This window comes from Streptomyces sp. NPDC088554, from assembly GCF_044752945.1.
Lineage (GTDB): Bacteria > Actinomycetota > Actinomycetes > Streptomycetales > Streptomycetaceae > Streptomyces.
The window spans coordinates 130,464-153,382 of record NZ_JBIVMF010000012.1; the positions used below are offsets into that span (position 1 = coordinate 130,464).

General features: G+C 72.0%; 19 protein-coding genes and 3 pseudogenes. 9 read left to right on the forward strand and 13 right to left on the reverse strand.

Translation table 11 applies throughout. From position 1 onward, the window contains the following. Nucleotides 1-11: 11 nt before the first annotated feature. Genes ACIP8W_RS16275 through ACIP8W_RS16315 form a run of 9 tightly spaced genes read right to left on the reverse strand, consistent with a single transcriptional unit; the run spans nucleotide 12 to nucleotide 11,526 of the window. A complete protein-coding gene (locus tag ACIP8W_RS16275) occupies nucleotides 12-1,256 on the reverse strand; it encodes a GNAT family N-acetyltransferase (RefSeq protein WP_401951077.1) in 1,245 nt (414 codons plus the stop codon). Continuing rightward, nucleotides 1,256-2,473 (reverse strand): hypothetical protein, encoded by a 1,218-nt coding sequence (locus ACIP8W_RS16280; RefSeq protein ID WP_402203434.1) that lies wholly within the window; start codon nucleotides 2,471-2,473, stop codon nucleotides 1,256-1,258. Before ACIP8W_RS16280 ends, ACIP8W_RS16275 begins: the two co-directional genes overlap by 1 nt. Continuing rightward, entirely contained in the window at nucleotides 2,470-3,633 is a 1,164-nt protein-coding gene (locus ACIP8W_RS16285) for a glycosyltransferase (RefSeq protein ID WP_402203436.1), read from the reverse strand. The genes ACIP8W_RS16280 and ACIP8W_RS16285 overlap by 4 nt, the downstream gene beginning before the upstream one ends. Continuing rightward, nucleotides 3,630-4,391: a polysaccharide deacetylase family protein gene (locus ACIP8W_RS16290; protein WP_401951069.1), complete on the reverse strand. Its 762-nt coding sequence runs from the start codon at nucleotides 4,389-4,391 to the stop codon at nucleotides 3,630-3,632. The genes ACIP8W_RS16285 and ACIP8W_RS16290 overlap by 4 nt, the downstream gene beginning before the upstream one ends. Next, nucleotides 4,381-6,036, reverse strand: a complete 1,656-nt coding sequence (murJ, locus tag ACIP8W_RS16295; protein WP_401951066.1) for a murein biosynthesis integral membrane protein MurJ — start codon at nucleotides 6,034-6,036, stop codon at nucleotides 4,381-4,383. Before murJ ends, ACIP8W_RS16290 begins: the two co-directional genes overlap by 11 nt. Beyond that, on the reverse strand, nucleotides 6,033-7,388 hold the full coding sequence (locus tag ACIP8W_RS16300) for an O-antigen ligase family protein (protein ID WP_402203438.1): 1,356 nt from the start codon (nucleotides 7,386-7,388) through the stop codon (nucleotides 6,033-6,035). The genes murJ and ACIP8W_RS16300 overlap by 4 nt, the downstream gene beginning before the upstream one ends. Next, complete coding sequence (locus tag ACIP8W_RS16305) at nucleotides 7,388-9,070, reverse strand: sugar transferase (protein ID WP_401951061.1); 1,683 nt, start codon at nucleotides 9,068-9,070, stop codon at nucleotides 7,388-7,390. Before ACIP8W_RS16305 ends, ACIP8W_RS16300 begins: the two co-directional genes overlap by 1 nt. Beyond that, nucleotides 9,067-10,251, reverse strand: coding sequence for a glycosyltransferase (locus ACIP8W_RS16310; RefSeq protein WP_401951058.1), 1,185 nt, complete (start codon nucleotides 10,249-10,251; stop codon nucleotides 9,067-9,069). The genes ACIP8W_RS16305 and ACIP8W_RS16310 overlap by 4 nt, the downstream gene beginning before the upstream one ends. A gap of 48 nt (nucleotides 10,252-10,299) precedes the next feature. Next, nucleotides 10,300-11,526, reverse strand: coding sequence for a DUF3344 domain-containing protein (locus ACIP8W_RS16315; RefSeq protein ID WP_402203479.1), 1,227 nt, complete (start codon nucleotides 11,524-11,526; stop codon nucleotides 10,300-10,302). A gap of 337 nt (nucleotides 11,527-11,863) precedes the next feature. Here ACIP8W_RS16315 and ACIP8W_RS16320 point away from each other — a divergent pair, with 337 nt between their 5' ends. After that, complete coding sequence (locus ACIP8W_RS16320; RefSeq protein WP_401951055.1) at nucleotides 11,864-12,106, forward strand: chaplin; 243 nt, start codon at nucleotides 11,864-11,866, stop codon at nucleotides 12,104-12,106. Nucleotides 12,107-12,461: 355 nt separating this feature from the next. Further along, a complete protein-coding gene (locus ACIP8W_RS16325) occupies nucleotides 12,462-12,800 on the forward strand; it encodes a hypothetical protein (protein WP_401951053.1) in 339 nt (112 codons plus the stop codon). 145 nt (nucleotides 12,801-12,945) lie between these two features. Here the strand turns inward: ACIP8W_RS16325 and ACIP8W_RS16330 are convergent, their stop codons facing one another. Next, a complete protein-coding gene (locus ACIP8W_RS16330) occupies nucleotides 12,946-13,587 on the reverse strand; it encodes a vitamin K epoxide reductase family protein (RefSeq protein WP_402203441.1) in 642 nt (213 codons plus the stop codon). A 60-nt stretch (nucleotides 13,588-13,647) separates the two neighbouring features. After that, the gene (locus ACIP8W_RS16335; protein ID WP_401951048.1) at nucleotides 13,648-14,139 is read right to left on the reverse strand and encodes a DUF5949 family protein; all 492 of its coding nucleotides are present in this window, start codon (nucleotides 14,137-14,139) and stop codon (nucleotides 13,648-13,650) included. A 197-nt stretch (nucleotides 14,140-14,336) separates the two neighbouring features. Between ACIP8W_RS16335 and ACIP8W_RS16340 the strand changes: the two genes are divergently transcribed. Together ACIP8W_RS16340 and ACIP8W_RS16345 are read left to right on the forward strand one after the other, a co-directional pair. Next, the gene (locus ACIP8W_RS16340) at nucleotides 14,337-15,644 is read left to right on the forward strand and encodes a cytochrome P450 (protein ID WP_401951045.1); all 1,308 of its coding nucleotides are present in this window, start codon (nucleotides 14,337-14,339) and stop codon (nucleotides 15,642-15,644) included. Between the two features lie 77 nt (nucleotides 15,645-15,721). Next, a complete protein-coding gene (locus ACIP8W_RS16345; protein WP_401951043.1) occupies nucleotides 15,722-16,672 on the forward strand; it encodes a ketopantoate reductase family protein in 951 nt (316 codons plus the stop codon). A 209-nt stretch (nucleotides 16,673-16,881) separates the two neighbouring features. On the opposite strand, the pseudogene ACIP8W_RS16350 reads toward ACIP8W_RS16345, so the two are convergent. Next, a pseudogene (locus tag ACIP8W_RS16350) lies at nucleotides 16,882-17,040 on the reverse strand (hypothetical protein); the annotation flags it as partial. A 479-nt stretch (nucleotides 17,041-17,519) separates the two neighbouring features. On the opposite strand from ACIP8W_RS16350, the gene ACIP8W_RS16355 reads away from it, so the two are divergent. Beyond that, on the forward strand, nucleotides 17,520-17,852 hold the full coding sequence (locus tag ACIP8W_RS16355; protein ID WP_401951040.1) for an antibiotic biosynthesis monooxygenase: 333 nt from the start codon (nucleotides 17,520-17,522) through the stop codon (nucleotides 17,850-17,852). Between the two features lie 8 nt (nucleotides 17,853-17,860). Here the strand turns inward: ACIP8W_RS16355 and ACIP8W_RS16360 are convergent. After that, nucleotides 17,861-19,107: pseudogene (locus ACIP8W_RS16360) on the reverse strand (IS256 family transposase). Nucleotides 19,108-19,367: 260 nt separating this feature from the next. Between ACIP8W_RS16360 and ACIP8W_RS16365 the strand changes: the two are divergent. The 4 genes and pseudogenes from ACIP8W_RS16365 (at nucleotide 19,368) to ACIP8W_RS16380 (ending at nucleotide 22,875) form a co-directional block, all read left to right on the forward strand. Continuing rightward, complete coding sequence (locus tag ACIP8W_RS16365; RefSeq protein ID WP_401951037.1) at nucleotides 19,368-19,580, forward strand: hypothetical protein; 213 nt, start codon at nucleotides 19,368-19,370, stop codon at nucleotides 19,578-19,580. Nucleotides 19,581-19,797: 217 nt separating this feature from the next. Then, on the forward strand, nucleotides 19,798-21,228 hold the full coding sequence (gene leuC, locus ACIP8W_RS16370; RefSeq protein WP_401951034.1) for a 3-isopropylmalate dehydratase large subunit: 1,431 nt from the start codon (nucleotides 19,798-19,800) through the stop codon (nucleotides 21,226-21,228). 6 nt (nucleotides 21,229-21,234) lie between these two features. Then, nucleotides 21,235-21,816, forward strand: a pseudogene (gene leuD, locus ACIP8W_RS16375) (3-isopropylmalate dehydratase small subunit); the annotation flags it as partial. 9 nt (nucleotides 21,817-21,825) lie between these two features. Next, entirely contained in the window at nucleotides 21,826-22,875 is a 1,050-nt protein-coding gene (locus ACIP8W_RS16380; protein WP_401951315.1) for a 3-isopropylmalate dehydrogenase, read from the forward strand. Nucleotides 22,876-22,919 lie beyond the last annotated feature (44 nt).

Consider the following 22,919-nt stretch of genomic DNA (forward strand, 5'->3'; position numbering starts at 1 on the left):
CGGTGGCGAGGTCATTCCCGGTCGCCACCGCCCACGGGGTCACCGGCCCCGCCCGTACCGGCCCCGGCGCGCAGCCGTTTGACCAGCGCCGCCGCCCGGTCCCGCCCCGCGGCCCGCGCGACCAGCAGCCGCAGCGACAGCCGCAGGGCGGGCCTGGCCAGCAGCAGCCGCTGGTTGCGGACGGTCTCGGGGCGCCAGTGGTGTTTGTACGGTTCGTTGCCCCGCAGCATGCTCAGCGTCGAGCAGCCGCTCGTGCCGACCCACTCCGCGCCGCTGCGCAGCAGCATCGTGGCCACATCGGCCTTCTTGGCGCGGAGCACCGGATCGGCCCCGTACAGATAGCCGCCCGCCAGGGCGCCGGACATCAGGGTGAGATCGGCGGCCACCACCGTTCCCGACAACCGGAATTCGGTGATCCGCGCGTCGCCGCGCTCGGCCATGGCCCGTACCGACCTGGCCAGGTGCTCGGCGAAGCGGGTGCTGAGGTGTTCGGGGGTGACGCCCCGGCCCTGCCACTGGAGCCGGTGCAGCGCCAGCAGCCGGCCGACCGCGAGGGGGATCTCGTCCCCGGGCACGGCCCGTTCCTCGATGCCGAGGGCGTCCAGCTTGCGCAGTTTCGCGCGGACGCGCTGGGCGCGGGAGGCCGGGAGTCTGCCGAGCAGTTCGTCCATGGGAACGGCGGGCAGTTCGAGGCAGGGCGAGTCCGCGAGCCGCCTGCGCGGGCCGGTCCAGTGGGCGTAGACGCGCTCGGCGGCGGCTCCCGGGCGTACTTCGCGCAGGTCGATCACTGCCGTACGGGCCACCGCGGCGAGGGACTTCGCCAGTTCGGCGGCGACGGTGTCGCCCGCGCCCTCGCCCGCGGTCGCGTAGTCGTCGTCCAGCAGGACATCGGAGAAGTCGGAGATCGTGCCGCCGAGCGGTACGAGTACGGGCAGCGGCCGCAGCACCAGCATCAGGGGCGCCGCCGCGATCAGCTCGCCCCGTTCGCGGACGAGCACGATCCGCAGCCGGCCCGCCGTGCCGTACGACAGCCACCAGGAGTGCAGCCACGCGTGGCTCTGGAAGGGGGTGGCCGCGCGGGAAGCGCGGTGGAGGGCGTTCCACTCCGGGGCGATCTCGGCGAAGCGGGCGGGGTCGGTGCACAGTTCGGTGGTGAAGACGGGGCCCGACCGGGAGGCGGAGAGCAGCGCGGCGACGGGGACGGAGGAGACGGGGGGCCGGAGGGCCACGACGGTCGCGCGCGCCGGGGCGGCCATCAGACCGTTTCCGGCTGCGGTGGCGCGGACACGGGCTGGTTCGGCGCGGCGTGGCCCGCCACCTGGTTCGCTCCCGGCTGGTTCGGCGCGGCCTGGTGGGAGCCGCCCGTCGACGGGCCCGGCACCGGCGCGTGGATCCCCTCGGGCCGCCGCTTGGGCCGGATCAGCAGGGCGAGCCCGCCGAGCAGCCCGCCCCCGCAGCCGCCGACCAGCGCGGCCAGGGGCGCGGAGGGGGAGCTGGGAGCTGTCGGCCTGACCGCGCGGGAGAACTGGACCACGCGGACGTTCGTGCTCTCCTGCATCTGGTTGCCGTTGACGACCAGGGAGCGGGCGACGCCGTTCGCCATGTTGACCGCCGTCGAGGGGCGCGGCGAGGTCGCCGTCACGGAGATCATCGGGGCGTCCGGCGAGGTGGAGGTCCGTACGCTCGCGCGCAGGGTCCGCGCGGACACCCCGGCCCAGACCTGCGCGTCGCCGACCACCGCGACCTGCGAGGCGACCCGTCCGTACGCCGTCGCGAAGCCGAGCGCGGCGGCCGCGTCGGCGCGGTCGGTGGGGACGATGACGACGTAGCTGGTGGCGGTGTACTGAGGGGTACGGAGGATTCCGTACGCACCGCCCGCCAGCGCGCCCGCGAGGACCGCGCCGGGCACGATCCACCGGGCGGCCGGGATCTTCCGCCGGCCCTTCCGCCGGTCCGCCCGCCGGGCCTTCGCCTGCGCCCTGGCCTCCGCCCGCCGGGCCTTCGCCGCGGCCCTGGCGGCGGCCTGCTGGGCTTTCGCCGCGGCCCTGGACTCGGACTGCTCCGCCTTCGCCGCGGCCTTGACTGCGGCCTGCTCCGCCTTGACCTCTGACTGCTGCGCCTTCACCGCGGCCCTGGCTGCGGCCTGCTCCGCCTTCGCCTCGGCCTTCTGCGCCTTCACCGCGGCCCTGGACTCGGACTGCTCCGCCTTCGCTGCGGCCCTGGCTGCGGCCTGCTCCGCCTTCGCCTCGGCCTTGGCCTCCGTCTGCTGCGCCTTCGCCGCGGCCCTGGCTGCGGACTGCTCCGCCTTCGCCGCGGCCCTGGCCTCCGTCTGCTGCGCCTTGGCCGCGGCCCTGGCGGTGACCTGCTCGGCCTTCGCCACGGCCTGCTCCGCCTTCGCCTCGGCCTTCTGCGCCTTCCGGTCCTTCTCCGGGGCCGGTTGGGGGTCCGGGGCGGGGCTGGTCTTCCTGGTCATGAGCAACTCACTTCTCGGGTGGGGGACGCCGGGCCGCGGACGGCGCGCTCATAGACGGCCATCAGCTGTTCGGCACTGTGGGAGATGTCGTAGTGGCGCGCGGACGGGGGGACGGGCAGCCGGGGCCTGCGCGGACCGAGCCCCCGGAACGTCGCCTCGAAGAGCCGCAGCTCCTCGGCCAGTCCCGGCACGGAACCGCTGATCCGGCGCGCCCCCGGCGCGTACCCCGGGGGCAGGTCCTGGAGCGCGGGGCAGGTCACGTACAGCAGCGGCAGTCCGGCCGCGAGGGCCTCGACGGCGGCGAGCCCGAACGCCTCGTCGGGGGAGGTCGAGACGAAGACGTCCATGGCGGCGAGCAGCGCGGGCAGTCCGGGGGCCCCCGGCGACCTCGGCGGATCCTCGCAGGCGCCGGGCAGCAGGATCCGGTCGGCCGCGCCCCGTTCCGCGGCGAGCCGCAGCAGGCGTTCGCCGTCGGGGCCCTCGCCGATCAACAGGAGCCGTGCGCAGGGCAGTTCGGCGACGGCTCGGACCAGCCGGTCGAAGTGTTTGCCGGGGGTGAGCCGTCCGACCCCGCCGACGACGAAGTCGTCCGGTGCCAGTCCGAGCCGCGCGCGGGCGGCCGTGCGGGCGCCCGCGTCGAAGGCGAAGCGCGCGGCCTCGATGCCGTTGGGCACGACGTGGATACGGTCGGGGCGCACCCCCCAGCGCTCCAGCCGCCGCGCGACGGTGGCGGAGACGGCGACGGTGGCGGTCCCCATGCGCTCACCCAGGAGATAGAGGGCGCGGGCGCCGGGGGTCAGGGGGCGGCCCTCGATCTGGACGGCGCCCAGGGAGTGTTCGGTGGCCACGATGGCGCGTACGCCCGCGAGCCTGGCCGCGATCCGTCCGTACAGGCAGGCGCGGTAGAGGTGGGTGTGCACCAGGTCGTACCGGCCCTGTCCGACCAGTCGGGTGAGCCGGGGCAGCGCGCCGAGGTCGCGGTTGCCCGCCATGTCGAGGTCGCGGACGCTGGTGCCGTCGGCGACGATGCCGTCGGCGACCGCGCCCGGGTTGGTGAGGGTGACGACCTCACTGTCGGTCGGCAACTGGCGCAGCAGGAGCCGTAGTTGCTGTTCGGCGCCACCGATGCCGAGGCCGGTGATGACATGCAGGACCTTCACCGGGACGCCACCGTCACATACGCGTGCGAGACGGCCGGGACGGGTTCCCGGCGCCAGCGGTGCAGCCGTCGTTTGAGGTGCAGCATCGGGCCGGTGTCGCGCTCGCCCACATGGACGCGGGGCAGCGCGAACCGGCCGGTGAGCGGGCCGGGGCTGATGGCGCAGGCGTAGCCGTACCCGGCCGCGCGTACGGCGGCGGCGGCGCGGGCGTCGACGGCGCCGTACGGGTAGCAGTAGCCGGTCACCTCGCGGCCGGTGAGGGTACGCAGGAGGGCGCGGCTGTGGACGGTGTCGGCGGCGAGCAGGGTGTCGTCGGCGGTCGTCAGGTCGGTGTGGCGCAGTCCGTGCGAGCCGATCTCCATGCCGGCGTCGGCGGCGGCGCGGATGCCGTCCTCGGTGAGGAGGGGCTTGCGGGGGCCTTCGGGGTCCCATTCGTTCGTACCGCCGGGGCGGCCCGGCAGGACGAAGACGGTGGCGGTGTGTCCGTACCGCTTGAGCAGGGGGACGGCCGCTTCCAGGAAGTCGGCGTAGCCGTCGTCGAAGGTGAGCCCGACGAGACCGGCGTCGCGGCCTTCGGCGCGGGCGCGCAGCAGCCGTTCCATGGCGACGCCGGTCAGCCCCCGGCGGCGCAGCCAGCGCAGTTGCCGGTCGAGGCGGCCGGGCGAGACGGTCACGCGGTAGGGGTCGTCGGCGGGGTCGGCGACCGAGTGGTACATGAGGGCCCACAGGGGGCGGGGGGACACCGGGTCAGCGGGCATGCGCGGGCTTTCGTGAGACGGGGCGGAGGAGGGTGTCGGTCTCGGGCGCCCGCAGGACGTGGGCGAGGAGGAGGAAGACCGCGGGGACGACGAGGCAGGCGGCGGTGACGCCGAGCGCGGGGACGGGGACGAGCGTTCCGCAGAGCCAGCCGGAGCCGGTGGCGGCCGCCGCCGCCGCGGCGAGCTTGAGGAGTCCGCGGGTGACCGCGCGGATGTCGACGGGCACGCTGTGGCGGCCGAGTCCGCGCAGCAGGAGTACGGCGGTGAGGGTGATCCCGAGGGCGTTGGCGGCGGCGATGCCGAGCACGCCCCAGACCTGGACGAGCAGCAGGCCCGCGCCGGCGGTGAGCAGCAGCCCGGCGGCCATGGCGAGCGCCGGGAACCAGAGCGGCCGGGCGGCGGAGAAGTAGCAGCGTACGAGCGCTCCGACGAGGGTGTGGCCCAGCAGTCCGAGCGCGTACACCCGCATGACGTCGGCGGTCGCGGCGGTGTCGGCGGCCGTGAACTCGCCGCGCTGGAAGAGGACCGCGATGAACTGCGGCGCGCAGGAGATGACCAGGGCGGCGCCGGTCAGCACCATCATCGCGGCCAGCGCCAGGTCGCGTTCGACGCGGCGCCTGGCCCGGTCGGTCTCGCCCGCCGCCATGGCGCGCGCGACGACCGGGAAGGTGACGGTGCACAGCATGAGGGAGAGGGTCATCGGGATCTGCGCGACCTTCTGCGCGTAGTTCAGGTGCGAGATGGCCCCGGCGGGCAGCGGCGCGGCGAGGAACCGCTCGATGAGGACCTGCGACTGGCGGCCCGCCGCGAACACGATGACGGGCGCGATCAGCCCGAGGGCGACGGACGACCCGGCGGCGAGGGCCTTCCGGCTCACCGGCGCCGCGAATTGACGTTTCCTCAGTTTTCGCCAGAGTTCCGGCAGTTGGATGAGGACCATCAGGACTCCGCCGATGACGACCCCCGCGGCCGCCGTCCGCACGCCGTCGTCCCGGGCGCCCGAGCCGCGTACCGCGAGCATCGTCGTGATGATGCCAACGTTGGAGGCGATGTAGATCGCGGCGGGCGCCACGAAGCTGCCGTGCGCGCGCAGGGCCGCGCTGCAGTATCCGGCGAGACCGTAGGTGAAGGCGCAGGTGGCGGTCAGCCGGGTGCAGTCGACGGCGAGCCCGGGTTCGTCCAGTCCGGGCGCGAGCAGCGCCACCACCCAGGGCGCGGTGGCGATCAGCAGGGCCGAGCAGGCACCGAGGGCGAGGAAGAGCCGGGGCAGGGTCGTCCGGACGAGGTGCAGGACGGGATCCGGTCCGGCGGGCGGCTGAGGGTCCGCCCGGCGGGCGAGCGCCAGGCTGAACGCCGGTACGAGGATCAGCGCCATGGCGTCCTCGATGAGGAGCGTCGCGGACACCTCGGGGATGGTCCAGGCGACGAGGAACGCGTCGGTGCCGGGCCCCGCGCCGTACAGATGCGCGATGGTCTGGTCGCGTACGAGCCCGAGGACGGATCCGGCGGCCGTCAGCAGCGCGGTGAGGAACGCCGCGCGCGCGAGGAAGCCGCCGGCGGACCCCGCCGCCTCCGCCGGGGCCGTCCTGGCCGGGCCGCCGGGCTGCGGGGGGAGCGCGGGCGCGGACTGCCGGACGCCGCTCACGCCGCACCGGCCCCGCCGTCCGGGTGCGCGGGCGCCAGTGCCCACCACGCGGCCAGCCCGAGCATCACGGCGGTCAGGACGGTGGACGGGCCGCCGATGTCCGCGTACCCGAAGTCCGCCAGCTGCCACACCAGCAGCCCGGTGACGACGAGCCCGCAGTCGACTGCGGTGGTACGGGCCCGGCGTGCCCCGCGCAGTCGGCGCAGCGCGCACACCAGGAGCGCGCCCCAGCTGCCGATGAGCGCGACGGCGCCCAGCAGCCCCTGTTCGCCGAGGACGAGCAGATACATGTTGTGCGGGGAGAGCAGTGGCTGGCGCAGATAGCCGACCCCGGCGCCCGCCGTATCGCTGCCGGAGGAGAGCGCCAGCGCGGCGTGGCTGTCGCGGTGGGCGGGGAAGCCCTTCAGGCCGACGCCGGTGACCGGGTCCGTGCGCCACATGTCGGTGGCGGCGGCCCACATCGTGTAGCGGTCGGTGACGGACTGGTCGGGCGCGTCGGTGACCTGCGCGATGGAGTCGAACCGTTCGGTGACGAGCTGCGAGCCGGCGCCGAACCCGCCGACGAGTACGACCCCGAGCGCCCCGGTGGCGAGCACGACGACGGCGGCCCTGCGCGGTCCCGCCAGCGCGAGCTGGAGGAGGACCGCCAGGCCGGTGGCGATCCAGGCGCCCCGGCTGAAGGAGAGCGCGAGCGGTACGGTCAGCAGCCCGGCGCAGACCAGCGCGGCGGCCCGCTGCCGGCGCGGCACCCCGGCCCGGTCGGCCAGCGCGAACCCGACGGCGATGACCAGTCCGTACGCGACGACGGTGGCCATGCCCATCACATCGGTCGGCCCGAAGGTGCCGACCGCGCGGATGTCCTCGCCCCGGTACGAGGCGCCCGTGCCGGTCAGATACTGCGTGACCCCGACCGCGCCCTGGACCAGCGCGAGGGCGACGATGGATCCGGCGACGATCCGGAAGTCCCGGCGGTCGCGCAGGAGGAGCAGCAGCGCGGCCGGGACCAGCACGAAGATCTGGAGGTAGCGGGCGACCCCGGGCAGGCTGGACGCCGGGTCGTGGGAGGTGATCGACGCGACGGTCACGCCCAGCACGGGCAGCCCCAGGACGAGCGCGGCCCCCCGGGTCAGCGGCCGGGCGCGGGTCCGCAACACCCGTACCAGACAGTGCAGTACGAGCAGCGCGGACGCCACGTCCGCCGGGTTCCCCGCTCCGGCGGAGCCGTCGCCCGCCGGGGTGACGGGCACGGCGAGGAGCGCGACGACCGCCACGGCGGGCAGCAGGGGCGCGGCCCGGCGCAGGATGTCGGGCAGGCGGGGGGCGGAGGCGATCCCCGGGGCGGCGGTGGCCATCAGCTGCCTGCCGGGCGGACGAGGGAGACAACGGTTCGCACGAGGATGCACACGTCCTGCCAGAGCGACCAGTGGTCGATGTAGTGGTTGTCGAACCGGGACCGCTCCTCGATGGAGGTGTCCCCGCGCAGGCCGTGGACCTGCGCCAGCCCGGTGATGCCGACGGGCATCCGGTGCCTGGCCGCGTAACCGGGGTGGGTCCTGCTGAAGCCGGCGACGAAGTAGGGGCGTTCGGGCCGGGGCCCGACCAGGCTCATGTCACCGCGCAGGACGTTCCACAGCTGCGGCAGCTCGTCCATCGACGTACGGCGCAGGAAGTTGCCCACCGGGCTCATCCTGAGGTCGTTGGCGATGTTCCAGCGGGTCTCCGACTCGCGTGGGTCGGACGGGCACAGGGTGCGGAACTTGAGCAGGGTGAAGGGGCGTCCGTACTGGCCGACGCGCTCCTGCCGGAAGAGCACGCCGGGGCCGTCGCAGAGCCGTACCGCGAGCGCGCACAGCAGTAGTACGGGCGCGGCGACCAGCAGGATCGGGACCGTGATCAGCAGGTCGAGCAGTCTCTTGGCGGACGCGCCGAGCCGGCGTCCCCGGGCGCCGGGCGGCTCCACGCGGCGGGCGGGGAACCCCCACAGGTGCCGTTCCATCCCCGGGGAGGGCGCGGCGGCGTCCCAGGGCCCCGCGCCGACGAACCAGGTGGCGCAGCCGTACGCGTGGAACAGGGCGACCAGATCGGCACCGGTGGCCCCCGGCTCGCTCTCGTCGGCTCCCGGCCCGCTCTCGGCTGCGCCCTGCTCCCCGGCCCCCGTTCCACCGGACCCCGTTTCACCGAACCCCGTTCCACCGAACCCCGGCTCGCTGAAACCCGTTTCGACGAACAGCGCCTCCTGGACGCCGTTCTGGACGACGGCCCGGTGGATGTCCTCGGCGGTGGTCAGTACGGGAAGGGCCGGGGCGTCCTGCTCCGTGTTCTGCGCGGCGGGCTGCCCGCCGTGCTGGGCGGGAGCGGGCAGGACGGGCATGGCGATCCCCACGGGCCGCAGCCCGTACTCCGGATGCCGGTCGAGCAGCCGGGTCAGCCGGCGCGCCGTCGGCCCCGTACCGACGACCAGCGCCGAGCGCAGCCGGGTGCGGGCGGTGGCGCGGCGGCGGGAGTGGATGAGCGCGCGGCAGCAGCAGGCGACGGCGAGCTGTACGGCGCCCCCGCCCAGCAGTGCCGTCAGCCCCAGGGCGTTCGCGGGGAAGAGCGCGGCGAGGACCGCGGCGGCGGCGCACCACGCGACGGCGATACGGGCGGCGAGCGCGGGCAGTTGATCGAGCCCGGAGACGACGACACCGGGGCGGTAGAGCCCCGCCAGCGCGTTCAGCGCGGTCACGCAGACGATCAGCTGGACGATCAGCACGGCGTCGCGCTGCTCGGGGCCGAGGACCGCGGTGGACAGCAGCGCCGCCAGCGCGTCCACCGCGACCAGCGGCAGGGCGAAGCGCGGCGCCGAGCCGGTACGCCGACGGAGCGCCGGGAGCGCGACGCGGTCGGGGGCGCCGCGCGCGCCGCGGATGTCGCGGGGCGCCGCGACCGGGACGCGCCCCCGGAACTGCCGCGCCACCTGGCGCCGCCTCGGCTGCCGCTCATCGGTCCGCGCGCGCCCGGACGGCGGGGGGACGCTGGTGCTTTCCGTGGTCACTGGGGAATCGGCTCCCTGCGCTCGGGGCACGGCACGACGGCGACATCCCGGTACACGTCCGCGATGGCCTGCGCGGTCTGCCGCACGTCGTAGGTGCTGAGTACGTGGCTACGTCCCTGGCGGCCCAGCTCCGCGCGGAGCGGCCCGTCGTGGAGCAGGGCGCTCACGGCGGCGGCCAGCGCGGCCGGGTCCTCGGGCGGGGTGAGGCAGTGCGCCTCGCTGCCGGGCGGCAGGCTCTCGCGCGCGCCGTCCACATCGCTGAGGACGACGGGCCTGCCGCTCGCCATCGCCTCCAGCGGCGCCACGGCCATCCCCTCCCAGCGGGAGGGCAGGACCACCAGATCGGCCGCCCGGTACCAGGGCGCGGTGTCCGGTACGGCTCCGGCGAAGAGCACCGAGGCCGGCGCCACCGCGCGCAGCGCCCCGGCGTCGGGCCCGTCGCCGACCAGGACGAGCCGCGCCGGGGGCAGTTGGCGTACGACCGTTTCCCAGGCCCGGAGCAGGACGTCCTGCCCCTTCTGGCGGCAGAGCCGGCCGACGCACACCACGACGGGCGTACCGGGCGCCAGGGGGGCCAGCAGCGGAAGGGCGGCCCGCGCGCCGGCCGCCGCGCCGGGGGCGGGCACGGGGGCGAACCGTCCGGCGTCGACGCCGTTGTGGACGACGGACCAGGAGGCGTCGATCCCGGCCCGCTCCCCGGTGCGCCGTTCTGCCTCGCTCACGCAGACGATCCGGTCGGTCCAGCGCACCGCCCACCGCTCCCAGGCCCCGGCAAGCCGGGCGGTCGTCCCGCCGACCGCCTCGAACGACCAGGCGTGCGGCTGGAATACGGTCGGGATCCGGCCCCGGACCGCCAGCCGGCCCGCGAGTCCGGCCTTGGCGCTGTGGGCGTGGACCAGATCGGGGCGTACCCGCCGGACCAGCCGGGCGGCCTCCCGCACCTCCCCGAGCAGTCCGGGCCCCGGCGCGCGCGTCGCCCGCCAGAGCTGGACCTCGGCGCCCCGGCGGGCCGCCTCCGCGGCGAGCGGCCCTCGGCCGGGACAGCAGACGACGGTACGCACCCCCGCCGCCACCTGCGCTTCGACCAGATCCAGGACCACTCGGGCCACTCCGCCGTCGGCCGGCTGGACGAGGTGGAGCGCGGTGAAGCCGGTTCCTGGCCGGTGCCGTTGTGGCTGCACGCGCAACTCATTCCACTCGCGAATATAAGGAAATCGAGGCGCAGATAATCAGCTCTGTGCGTCTGCCTCTACGAAGAACACACCGAGCCAGACCCCGTCACGTCCGGTGTTGAATCGAACGCTAAGCCGGTCACCGCCGGAGATCAGCGCGCCACGCAGATCGAACACGTCGGAGTCATACCCAAGGGTGTTCACATAAGCGGGATTTCGCTCCATCGGCTCAGAAGAAGCGTCCGATACGCTCGAATTCATCGCATCATATGGATTATTAGCGTTGTTGCTCAGCACCGTGTGCGGTACGACTTTCCCGCGCGCGTCCCCCGCCCTCCCCGTCTCCACCATGAGCGCGTCACCGGTGACCCCCCGGTCCCCGTCGTACGCCACGACCCCCAGCCCCCCGGTGGCCCCCTTGGGCATCCGCATGTCCCCGAAGTCGAGGCGCAGCTCCGCACTGCCCGCGTCGAGCGTCTCGAAGCCGTCCCAGACCGCGAGATGCCGCAGCGGAGCGTCGTACTTCTGATACGCGACGACCAGCGTCCAGCCACCCCACGCACCCACCGCGGAGCGCCCCATCGCCACATTGATCTGCGCCACGGTGTACGTCCCCGAACCGCTGTCCCGGACGAAGTCCGTCACCTCCGCCGACGCCTGATAGGCGTCCGCGCCACCGCTGGTCCGGTGTCCGATCACGGTGTCCGCGAGGATCTCCCGGTACGAACCGCCCTGTTCGGCGATCAGGACGCGGCCGTTGTCCCGCGCCGGCTTCTGCTCGCCGACCAGCAGGTTCCCGCCCCAGTAGAGCCGCGCGTAACTCACCCGGGCACCCCGGGGCACCCGTAGCTCGGCCGCGGTGGAGTTGTAGGTGTTCGGGTCGTCGTCGACATCCGAATAGAACATGTCGAAGTCCTGGTTGGCCGCGTCGCCCCCGGCCCGCGCCGTCGCGCAGGCCGAGACCGTGTCCCCGGCCACGGCCCGGCAGCTGATCGCCGCGTTGGCCGCCCGGACGATCCCGCCGTGCTGGAGCGCGTAATAGCGCCGGGCGAAGGGGATCCGCTCCGTCTCCGTGACCTCGGCGCCCTTGAGCGGCGTACCCGCATGGGTGGGAACGGGCGCGGGGGCCGGAGGAGGGACCGGGGCGAGCGCGTGATCGGCTCGGGCGGCGGCCCCGACGGCAGTCTTGGGAGCCTTGGGGGCGGCCCCGGGGGCCCTGGCATCGGTATGCGAAGCGGCGCGGACATCGACCCGGGACAGCGGCACCGCCGCCGACGCGAACATCATGCCCGACAGCCCGAGAACGGTAAGTCCGCACAACAGGCCGCGTCCCACAGCAAGAACCACTGAATTCCACATACCGGCTCTCCGCCTCGAAAGACCGAAACAAGAACGCACGATGGCAGAGCCCAGGATGAAAATCACGCCAGACGCGCTGAAACCTGCTGAACTTACTGTTGCACGTATATGACGGTCTGCCCGGTACCACCAGTTGGCAGATCAGTCGCGGATTCACCCGTTCGGGCGCGCAACCTCTGGGCGCGCACACCGTTGATGCATAAGTCAGGCAATCGCGCCCGGCACTTACCCCGTCTTCATACGACCGAGGAGCCCTTTCCCCATGTCGCGTATCGCCAAGGCCATCGTTCTCTCCGCCGCGGCCACCGCCGCTGTCGCCGGTGCCTCCGGTGCCGCCTTTGCCTCCTCGGACGCGGACGCCGTGGCCGCCGGTTCCCCGGGTGTCATCTCCGGCAACGTCATCCAGATCCCGCTGCACGTCCCGATCAACCTCTGCGGCAACACGATCGACGTCGTCGGCATCCTGAACCCGGCGTTCGGCAACACCTGCGTCAACGCCGGCTGAAGTAATTAGCCACCCGGCCCCGGCCGGGAAGAGCCGCCTCGTCCCCCCGGAACACCTCCGGGAGCGAGGCGGCTCTTCCGCGTTCGCTCATTCATTCGCATATGCCCGCTCGTGCACGCGCCGCTCGTGCACGCGCCGCTCATTCGGGTGGCCGCTCATTCGGGTGGCCGCTCAGAATTCCCTCCGCACGGAGTTTCCGGTGCGCCGGAAAATCGTTACAGATGTCGAGGCAGTGCGGGAACCCAAAGGACCTGCCCAGAGCGCGAGTTGTTCTCGCGTGTCGTTCTCGCGCGTTGTTCTCGCGCGTTGTTCTCGCACCGGATAGCCGAGAGATCCCCCGAGAGAAGGATTCACGATGAAGCCCCTGAAGGTCGCCGCAGTCGTCGCCGGTTCCATGATGGCTCTGGGTGCCGCCGCGCCCGCCTTCGCCGCCGAGACCCCCGCGCCCGCCGGGCCCAGCCTCAGCCTGAACGGCGGTGTCGACGAGCTGTTGAGCCACGGCCTGGAGGACCCCCAGGTGCTGCACACCAACATGCTGGACACCGAGCGCGAGGGCTCCGTGCTCAACGCGGCGAACGACGTCACGAACGCGCTCAACAAGAAGTCCGGGGCCAAGCCCCGGCAGACCCAGGCCCGCCAGTCCAACTCCGGCGGTCTGCTCGGCGGACTCCCCCTCCTCGGCCCGGTCAATTAGCCCCCCGCCTCCGGCAGCCCTTTCCCGCAGCGGTTACGGTCCGACCCGCCCCGGACCGTAACGCCACCGCCCCTCCACGGCCTTCCGTTTCCGACGAAGGCCATGGAGGGGCGGGCTGCTGTACGGACCCGGCGGACCGCTCCGGTCAGCTGGTCCAGAAGTCCCACCAGCGGGTCAGGATCAGCATGCCGATGATCCCGACGTGCAGCACGGGCGCCATCCAGGGGAACTCCCCGAGGAAGCCGCGCACCGCGTCCGGCGCGGGGATCACCCCGGTGCGGACGTTGTGGGCGGTGACGTACCAGAACAGGGTGATCGTGGCGACCCAGGCCAGACAGCACCAGAGGCAGAGCGAGTTGATGTTGTACAGCGACTGGTACTGGAGCCAGGCGCAGAACCCGACACCGAAGAGCGCGCCCGCGTTCAGCCCGAGCCAGAACCAGCGGCGGTAACGCGCCCCGGCCAGCAGACCGGCGCCGATACAGACGACCCCCGCGTAGGCGGCCAGCCCCAGCATCGGGTTGGGGAAGCCGAAGACCGACGCCTGCGCGCTCTTCATGATGTTCCCGCAGGAGACCACCGGGTTCAGACTGCATCCCGGGATGAAGTCCGGGTCCTCCAGCAGGGTGAACTTGTCGATGGTGATCACCCACGACGCCAGCACCCCGGCCGCGCCCGTGAGGACGAGCAGCAGCGCGAACGCCCGGCCGCCGCCCGGGACCGGGCCGCTGCCGCTGTCCGCCGTCCGTTCCCCGGCCGACGTGTTCTCGGCCAATGTCGTCGCCATGGCGCTCCGCTCCTCTGCTCTCCCAGCCGGTTCTGTCGGCTGTTTTTCCAGCTGTTTCCGTCAGCGCAGGCTGCGTACGGGAAGCAGGCAGTGCGCGGCGCTCAGGAGGGTCTCCTCGTCGCCGGCGAAGGCGCGCAGCTGCTCCTCGGTGACCGGCCGGCCAGGGACCGCCTCGGGCCAGGTCCGGGTGGCGATCAGGAAATAGACCTTTCCGGCGTCGCGCGCGTCGCGCTCCCACTCCGGGGGTACGGCGCACTGCGCGTTCAGGTACGGCATCGTCAGCACCGCCCGCCCGGCCTCCACCAGCAGCTTGATCGAGATCCCGGGGGTCTCCGAGGCGTCGACCACCTCGGTGCCCGCCGTCAGCCCGACCTCCTGGAGGACCGCGCGCATCGTCTCCTCGACTGCCTCGGGACCGCCCTTTCCGTCGCCGAGCGAATAGGCCAGCAGATAAGGCGCGCCACGTTCACCTTCGGAGGGGTCGGTGGTCCACGGAATCACCGAGAGGGTGCCCAGCAGGGAGGCGTATTGGGCGGTGTTGGTAGAGGTCATGGTTGGGCACAGTAGTGGCCCGGGGTTAATTTCTGTGAGTCAACGTCACTCGACTGGGCTATTGCGGTGGCTACTTGTAGACATCGACAGCTGAATTTCGCTTCTCAGTGCGAGACTTACGAATGTTTCCGCCTCCCCCTCATCCCCCTCATCCCCTCATCAGACATCGGGCATCGGACACCCGAAAGGATTTCAATATGACAATTCCTGTTCCCTCTCTCGCCGATCCGTCGTTCTGGCGGCTGCCCCATTCCGAACGTCTGCGCGTGTTCGCGTCGCTGCGCCGGCTCGACGCGCCTCCGTACGTCGTCGAGCGCCCCGGCAGCCGATGGCGACCCGAACGGGGATTCCACGCACTGGTCAGACACGCCGATGTGGTCGAGGCGAGCCGTACCGCCGAGGTGTTCGCGAGCGCGCCGGGCGCCACGACACCCGAGCCGGCCCGCTGGGTGCGCGCCCTGTTCGGCGACTCGCTGGTCAATCTGGACGACCCGGGCCACGCACAGCTGCGCCGGATCGTCTCCCGGGCCTTCACCCCGCGCATCCTGAGCCGCACGGAGGACGACATCCGGGCGGTGGCCACCCGCATCGTGGACGATGTCCTCGCGAAGCCGCCGGACGGCCGGGACACCGGCGACTTCGTCACCTCGGTGGCCTCCCGGATGCCGTTCGAGGTCATCTGCAATCTGATGGGCATCCCGGACCCGGAGCGCCCCGCGATCCTCGACCGGGTGAACCGCGCCTCGGACGGTACGGGCGTGGCGCGCGGCCGGTTGCGGGTGCCGGGGAAGGGGCTGCGGGCCCTGGCCTCGATGCAAGGGATGGTCGCGGATCTCGGCCGGGAGCGCAGGCGCCGCCCCACGGACGATCTGATCTCGGCCCTGGTGAGCGCCGATATCGACGGACAGGCGCTGACCGGGCGCCAACTGGGTGCGTTCTTCTCGCTGTTGATGGTCGCCGGGGTGGAGACGACGCGGAACGCCATCGCGCACGGCCTGGATCTGCTGAGCCGCCATCCCGACCAGCGCGCGCTGCTGCTGGCGGACTTCGACCGGTTCGCGGAGGGCGCGGTGGAGGAGATCGTGCGCCACTCCACACCCATCATCCAGTTCCGCAGGACCGTCACCCGCGACCACCGGATGAACGGCCACGACTTCCGCCGGGGCGACAAGGTGGTCCTGTTCTACGCCTCGGCCAACCGCGACGAGACGGTCTTCCCCTCACCCGACGCCTTCGACATCACCCGCTCCCCCAACCCGCACGTCGGCTACGGCGGCGGCGGTCCGCACTACTGCCTGGGCACCTATCTGGCCAAGCAGGAGATGAAGGCCCTCTTCCGCGAACTGCTCACCCGCTGCCCCGAGCTGCGCCCCACGGGCGACCCGGTCCTGGTGCCGTCGAGCTTCGACAACAGGGTCGGCTCCCTGCCGTACGCGCTGGCGGCCGAGCCCGGTCCCGGTGTCCTGGCGGGGGGTGGGGGCGTCGGACAGGAGGGCTCCGGATAGGTTCGCTTCATCCGGTTATCTGGATATTCGGATGCGGATATCCGGCTGACCTCCGCGATCAGAAGGAGGTGGCCCCTGTGAAGATCCTGGTGATCGGTGCGGGCGCGCTCGGACAGGTCTTCGGCCGGTGGCTCGCCCAGGGCGGCGCGTCCGTCACCTACCTGGTCAGACCGGGGGGCGAGCCGTGGGACGAGAACGGGCTGCCCCTGTTCCGGCTGCGCCGGCCGGGCACCCCGGTCGCCGAGCGGCTGCGGCCCGCCGCCGTCATCACCGACGCCGACCTCAAGGACGAGGGCTGGGACGCGGTCTGGCTGTGCGTGTCGTCGACCGCCCTGCACGAGCCCTGGGTACGGGGACTGCGCGACCGGATCGGCGGCGCGACCGTCGTCACCATCGGCCAGGACCCGCGCGATCTGCCCGCCCTCGCCGCGCTCTGGCCGGACGGGCGGATCGTCCAGGTGGTCCCGTCCGTGCTGGCCTATCAGGCGCCGCTGACGGACGAGGTGCCCTCGCCCGGCGTCGCGTACTGGGTGCCGCCCGGCATGCCGCACACGGTCATCGGCGAGGAGACCAGGACCCGCCGGGTGGCCGCGGCGCTGCGCGCGGGCGGCGCCCGCGCCCGGCGGACCGGCCGGGCCGGCTCCGCCGAGCTGGGCGCCGCCCGGATGATCCCGTACATCGCCGCCCTGGAGGGCGTCGGCTGGTCCCTGCCCGCGCTGCGCGCGCGGCTCGGCCCGGCCGCCTCGGCCACCCGCGAGGCGGTGGCGGTGACCGCCGCGCTCCAGCACCGCGAGCCGCCGCGCCTCTCCGTCCCGGCCCCGGCGGCCGGTGTCGTCCTGCGGGCGCTTCCGCTGGTCGCCCCGTTCGATCTGCCGCGCTATCTGGAGGCCCACTTCACCAAGGTGGCCGCGCAGACCCGGCAGATGCTGGACACATGGATCACCGAGGGCGCTGCGCGCGGGCTCCCGGTGGACCGGCTCAGGGAGCTGCGGGAGAACCTGGAGCGACGGGACGCCCGGATGCCGTAGCCCGGACCGGCTGCCGGCGGCCCCGCGGACCAGCCCGTTCCCACCGGCGTCTGCCGCTCGCCGCAACGCCTCCGGGGAGCCCGGCGCGCCATCCGGCAGATAACCGGACCGCGCACCCGGCTCCCGCTCCCGCCCGTGCGCCTGCACCGCGAGCACGGACAGGGCAAGGCAAGGGCGCCGAGCGGCAGCAGGGTCCTGGGAACGGGATCGGGTCCCACGCTCTCCCGGTGCGCGTCGAGCCGGGCCACAAGCACCTCCTCGAAGGCGTACCGGTCGTCGTCGAGGAGAACGAGGAGAAGGCGCTGATCCGGCGTCAGAGGCCCGGCCGCGTCCAACCGCCGCCATCCCCCGTCGAGCGCCCGCCCCATGCGCTCCCCGCCGGCCTCGTGACACACCACGCCCCGCACGCGCCGCTGTCCTCTCGCGATCTTCCCACTGAGCGCGGCACGCCATCAGCGCCCTCGGGCATCGCCCCGGCCCCCGCACGACAAAGTCCCGCCCGATCGCGATGATCGGACGGGACTTCGTTCTGTTGTTGTGGGGTGTTCACGAGTGGGGCTGACGTGCGGCGAGAAGAGGCCCTGGAGATCGTTCCCCGCGTCATCGAAGATCGTTCCCCAGCAGCGAACGGAACCGGTTGCAGCACGCCACTGAGGTCCACCCCGACCCGGAACCCCTGGCCGCGCCGAGGCAGGGACCACGGCGAAGACTACGGCCCGGTACCAGACCCTCAGGACGTCGTATGACCGCGAGCGGAGTAATTGTCAAGACCTGTGGATGATGTGGATGTCGTGGCCCATGCAGCGGTGGCCTCCCGCCGCCTGACCAGGGCCAGTAGAGTGCGCGGATGATCATCCGTATATGGCGGGGCTGGACGACGCCCGAGAACGCCGACACATACCAGTCGATCGTCAGCACGCGGGTCTTACCGGCCATTGCTGACCTCAAACTCGCCGGTTACCACGGTGCGTACTTGCTTCGCCGCCCGCTCGCCAGCGGCGAGGTCGAGTTCTCCACGGTCATGCTGTTCGACTCGATCGATCCCATCCGGGAACTCGTCGGCCCGGACTACGAAGTAGCTCACGTGCCGGCCGAGGCAAGGGCCGTCCTGGCCCGGTTCGACCCACGGGCTGCCCACTACGAGACGCTGTTGACCCCGGACAGTACTCGGCCTGCCTGACCGGTAGCTCACGCTGCGCTGCGCTCGGGACGTTCGACGAGTTGGCCGCGTTCGAAGCGGGCGCGGACGAGGGCGACGAGGTGGGGTGCGTTCACGGCCCGCCAGCGGGCCTGGGCGGACTCGACAAGTCTGAACACCATGGCCAGGGCGGCGGCCGCGCTGCCGGCGCCTCGGGTGACCTTGGTCCGCAGGCGGACGGTGGCGAAGGTCGACTCGATCGGATTCGTGGTCCGCAGGTGGAGCCAGTGCTCGGCGGGGAAATCGTAGAACGCCAGCAGCTCGTCGATGTCGTCGGTGATCTTCTTGACGGCCTTGGGCCATTTCGCGCCGTACGTCTTGTCGAACGCGGCGACGGCCTGGACCGCGGCTCGCAGTCCTCGGCGTTGTAGATGTCCTGCAATGCCTTGCGCGCGCCGGGCTGGGCCGACTTCGGCAGGGCGTTGAGCACATTGGCCGTTTTGTGAACCCAGCACCGCTGATAGCGAGTGTCGGGGAACACCTCCGCCAGAGCCTTCCAGAAGCCCAGTGCGCCATCTCCGACCGCGAGGACAGGGGCACGCATCCCGCGCCGGGCGGCATCGCGCAGCAGATCGGCCCAGGACTCGGCGGACTCGCGGTAGCCATCTGCCATCGCGATCAGCTCCTTGGTGCCGTCCGCACGCACGCCCATGACGACCAGCACACAGGACTTGGCCTCGGTCAGGCGGACGCGCAGGTGGATGCCGTCGGCCCAGACGTAGACGTAGTCGGACCCGGCCAGGTCGCGCTCGCCGAAGGCTTTGTGGTCGGTCTGCCACTGCGCGGTCAGCCGGGTGACCGTGGCCGGCGAGAGCCCGGCGGAGGAACCGAGGAACTGCTCGAGCGCGGGCACGAAGTCCCCGGAGGACAGGCCGTGCAGGTAGAGCAGTGGCAGCACCTCGCTGATCTTCGGGGACTTGCGGCACCAGGGCGGCAGGATCGCCGAGGAGAACCGCTTGCGCTCACCGGTCGCCTCGTCGACGCGCTTGTCGTTCACCCGCGGGGCCTTAACCTCGACCGTCCCGGCGGCGGTGGTGACCTTCCGCGGCTGGTGGTAGCCGTTGCGCACGACGAGACGGCGACCGTTGTCGTCCTGCTGGTCGGCCAACTCGGCTATGTAGGCATTGACTTCGGCCTCCAATGCGGCGGCCAGCATCCGCCGTGCGCCCTCGCGGACGATCTCATCGATCAGGGAGCCGTTCGGAGTGGAACCATCGGCATTGACTAGGCTGAGCACAGGCGTGCCTTCCCGACCGACGTTCGCAGCGTCGGCCTACTCGGTGACCTTCAATCGATCACTCGGGAAGGTACGCCCTTCGCGCGCTCCCCGAGCCCCAATCCACAGGTCCTGAGCATTGCTCCGCGAGCGCGGGCGACCGCACCCCCAGCACCAGACGGTCACTGGGAAGTCCGGTTCGTTGACGCGGCCTCGGCCAAGGGGTGGGAGAATCTCGCCCAACAGGCCTGCGAGAACACCTACCCCGCCTGAATCACCATGTGTACCGCCCCAGACCGGGCACCGAGACACCTCGGCACCACCGCCTCAAGGGCGGACTGGCGCAGGGCAACCACCGCGGACAGACCCGCGAGCAGTGGCAGATCGAGGTGACCGGCGGCAGCCGCATCTGCTACCTCCTCGACACCGTCCGGGAGACTTGCTGGATCACCTTCGCAGGTACGGGGCACCCGCGAGCCACGGACCGACGCTGAGCCGGGACAGCTGGGTGGTGGATCACTTCCCGTACTGGAAGTGATCGTTTCCATGCCTCCCAGCGCCCTGCAAGGACGGACCGAGGACGCTCCAAGGACACTCCTCTCTAGGTTGATCAAGTCCTCGGCTTGACGCTCATGGGCATTCCGACCAGCAAAGGTCAGCAGATCTCGACCTGACATGAGCGGGCAGGCGATGCCCGCCGGAAGGACAGCGATGGGTAGGACACTCGCGGAGAAGGTCTGGGACGACCATGTCGTCCGGCGCGCGGAGGGCGAGCCCGACCTCCTCTTCATCGACTTGCACCTGCTGCACGAGGTGACCAGCCCGCAGGCCTTCGACGGTCTGCGCCAGAACGGCCGTAAGGTGCGTCGCCTCGACCTCACCATCGCGACCGAGGACCACAACACCCCGACCATCGACATCGACAAGCCCATCGCCGACCCGGTCTCCCGGGTCCAGCTGGAGACGCTGCGCAAGAACTGCGCCGACTTCGGTGTGCGGCTGCACCCGCTGGGCGACGTCGAGCAGGGCGTCGTCCACGTGGTGGGACCGCAGCTGGGGCTGACCCAGCCGGGCACCACCGTCGTCTGCGGCGACTCCCACACCTCCACGCACGGTGCCTTCGGCGCGCTGGCGTTCGGTATCGGCACCTCGCAGGTCGAGCATGTGCTGGCCACCCAGACGCTGCCGCTGGCGCGCCCCCGGACCATGGCCATCACGGTCGACGGCGACCTGCCCGACGGCGTCACCGCCAAGGACCTCATCCTCGCGATCATCGCGAAGATCGGTACGGGCGGTGGCCAGGGCTACATCCTGGAGTACCGCGGCCCCGCCATCGAGAAGCTCTCGATGGAGGCCCGGATGACCATCTGCAACATGTCGATCGAGGCCGGCGCCCGCGCGGGCATGATCGCCCCCGACGAGACCACCTTCGAGTACCTCAAGGGCCGCCCGCACGCGCCCGCCGACGCGGACTGGGACGCGGCGGTGGAGTACTGGAAGACGCTGAAGACCGATGACGACGCCGTCTTCGACGCCGAGGTCGTCATCGACGGTGCTGGGCTGTCGCCGTTCGTCACCTGGGGCACCAACCCCGGCCAGGGCGCGCCGCTTTCGGCGGACGTCCCCGACCCTGCTTCGTACGAAGACGCTTCGGAGCGCCTCGCCGCCGAAAAGGCCCTGGAATACATGGGGTTGGAGGCCGGGCAGTCGCTGCGCTCCATCAAGGTGGACACCGTCTTCGTAGGTTCGTGCACCAACGGCCGTATCGAGGACCTGCGTGCCGCCGCCGAGATCGTCGGGGGCCGCAAAGTCGCCGACGGCGTACGGATGCTGGTCGTCCCGGGCTCGGTGCGGGTCGGTCTGCAGGCCGTCTCCGAGGGCCTGGACGTGGTCTTCAAGGAGGCCGGCGCCGAATGGCGGCACGCGGGCTGCTCGATGTGTCTGGGCATGAACCCCGACCAGCTGGCCCCCGGTGAGCGCTCCGCGTCCACCTCCAACCGCAACTTCGAGGGCAGGCAGGGCAAGGGCGGCCGTACGCACCTGGTATCGCCGCAGGTCGCCGCCGCGACGGCCGTACTGGGCCACCTGGCCTCCCCGGCCGACCTGTCCGACGCCGACGCCCGTACGCCCGCTGGAGTCTGATCAGCCATGGAAGCATTCACCACGCACACCGGCCGGGCCGTCCCGCTGCGCCGCAGCAACGTCGACACCGACCAGATCATCCCTGCTCACTGGCTCAAGAAGGTCACGCGGGACGGGTTCGAGGACGGATTGTTCGAGGCCTGGCGCAAGGACGGGAACTTCGTCCTCAACCGGCCCGAGCGCAAGGGTGCGACGGTCCTGGTCGCCGGCCCCGACTTCGGTACGGGCTCCTCGCGCGAGCACGCCGTCTGGGCGCTGCAGAACTACGGCTTCAAGACCGTCATCTCGTCGCGCTTCGCCGATATCTTCCGCGGCAACTCACTCAAGAACGGCCTGCTCACGGTGGTTCTGGAGCAGAAGATCGTGGACGCGCTCCAGGAGCTGACGGAGAACGACCCCGAGGCCGAGATCACGGTCGACCTGGAGTCCCGCGAGGTGCGTGCCGAGGGCATCACCGCGGCCTTCGAGCTCGACGAGAACGCCCGTTGGCGGCTGCTGAACGGGCTGGACGACATCTCCATCACCCTGCAGAACGAAGCGGACGTGGCCGTCTACGAAAACTCCCGGCCTGCCCACAAACCCCGGACGCGGGAAAGGGTGGCCACCCGCCGCCTCGACCTGGGGGTGATTCCGGGTGACGGAATCGGACATGAGGTCGTGGGCCAGGGACTCAGGGTCCTCGCTGCCGTGCTTCCGGACGACGTGAGACTCGACGTCACGCGGTACGACCTCGGCGCACGCCGCTGGCACGAGACCGGGGAGACCCTTCCGGACGCGGAGCTCGAAGCCCTCAAGGCGCATGACGCGATCCTGCTCGGTGCGATCGGTGACCCGTCGGTGCCTTCAGGCACCCTGGAGCGGGGGTTGCTGCTGAGGCTGCGGTTCGCTTTCGACCACCACGTGAATCTGCGGCCCAGCAAGCTACTGCCGGGTGTGGCCTCGCCGCTCGCGGGGAGCCCGCAGATCGACTTCGTGGTGGTGCGGGAGGGCACCGAGGGCCCGTACACGGGCAACGGCGGATCGATCCGTACCGGGACGGCGCACGAGGTCGCCACCGAGGTGAGTCTCAACACCGCCTTCGGCGTCGAGCGGGTGGTGCGTGACGCGTTCGCCCGTGCGCTGGAGAGGCCCCGCAGGAAGCTGACGCTGGTGCACAAGAACAACGTGCTGGTCCACGCCGGGCAGCTGTGGACGAGCATCTTCGCGAAGGTGGGCGCGGAGTTCCCCGAGGTCACCACCGACTATCTGCACGTGGACGCGGCGACGATCTTCCTCGTCACGCAGCCCGAGCGGTTCGACGTGATCGTCACGGACAACCTCTTCGGTGACATCCTCACCGACCTCGCTGCCGCCGTGTCCGGTGGCATCGGAATCGCCGCCAGCGGCAACATCGACCCGAGCGGCGAGTTCCCGTCGATGTTCGAGCCGGTGCACGGCTCCGCACCCGACATCGCGGGGACAGGGAAGGCCGACCCGACCGCCACGGTGCTCTCGGTGGCCCTGCTCCTACGTCACCTCGGCTTCGACGCCGAGGCCGCACGGATCGACGAGGCGGTCACCGCCGACCTGACCGGCCGCGGCGGTACGACCCGTACGACGGAGGAGATCGGCGACGCGCTCGCCGCCGCCGTCACCGGACAGGTCTGACGCGAGTCGACGGCCGTACAGAAACCGCTGAGGGAGTTCAGGTT

Excerpts from the sequence above, each read along its gene's own strand:
- ACIP8W_RS16335 (WP_401951048.1), bottom strand. The coding sequence starts at position 14,139 with ATGACCTCTACCAACACCGCCCAATACGCCTCCCTGCTGGGCACCCTC.
- ACIP8W_RS16315 (WP_402203479.1), bottom strand. The coding sequence starts at position 11,526 with ATGTTCGCGTCGGCGGCGGTGCCGCTGTCCCGGGTCGATGTCCGCGCC.
- ACIP8W_RS16340 (WP_401951045.1), top strand. The coding sequence starts at position 14,337 with ATGACAATTCCTGTTCCCTCTCTCGCCGATCCGTCGTTCTGGCGGCTG.
- ACIP8W_RS16320 (WP_401951055.1), top strand. The coding sequence starts at position 11,864 with ATGTCGCGTATCGCCAAGGCCATCGTTCTCTCCGCCGCGGCCACCGCC.
- ACIP8W_RS16280 (WP_402203434.1), bottom strand. The coding sequence starts at position 2,473 with ATGACCAGGAAGACCAGCCCCGCCCCGGACCCCCAACCGGCCCCGGAG.
- leuC (WP_401951034.1), top strand. The coding sequence starts at position 19,798 with ATGGGTAGGACACTCGCGGAGAAGGTCTGGGACGACCATGTCGTCCGG.
- ACIP8W_RS16275 (WP_401951077.1), bottom strand. The coding sequence starts at position 1,256 with ATGGCCGCCCCGGCGCGCGCGACCGTCGTGGCCCTCCGGCCCCCCGTC.
- ACIP8W_RS16290 (WP_401951069.1), bottom strand. The coding sequence starts at position 4,391 with ATGCCCGCTGACCCGGTGTCCCCCCGCCCCCTGTGGGCCCTCATGTAC.
- ACIP8W_RS16325 (WP_401951053.1), top strand. The coding sequence starts at position 12,462 with ATGAAGCCCCTGAAGGTCGCCGCAGTCGTCGCCGGTTCCATGATGGCT.
- ACIP8W_RS16355 (WP_401951040.1), top strand. The coding sequence starts at position 17,520 with ATGATCATCCGTATATGGCGGGGCTGGACGACGCCCGAGAACGCCGAC.
- ACIP8W_RS16300 (WP_402203438.1), bottom strand. The coding sequence starts at position 7,388 with ATGGCCACCGCCGCCCCGGGGATCGCCTCCGCCCCCCGCCTGCCCGAC.
- ACIP8W_RS16330 (WP_402203441.1), bottom strand. The coding sequence starts at position 13,587 with ATGGCGACGACATTGGCCGAGAACACGTCGGCCGGGGAACGGACGGCG.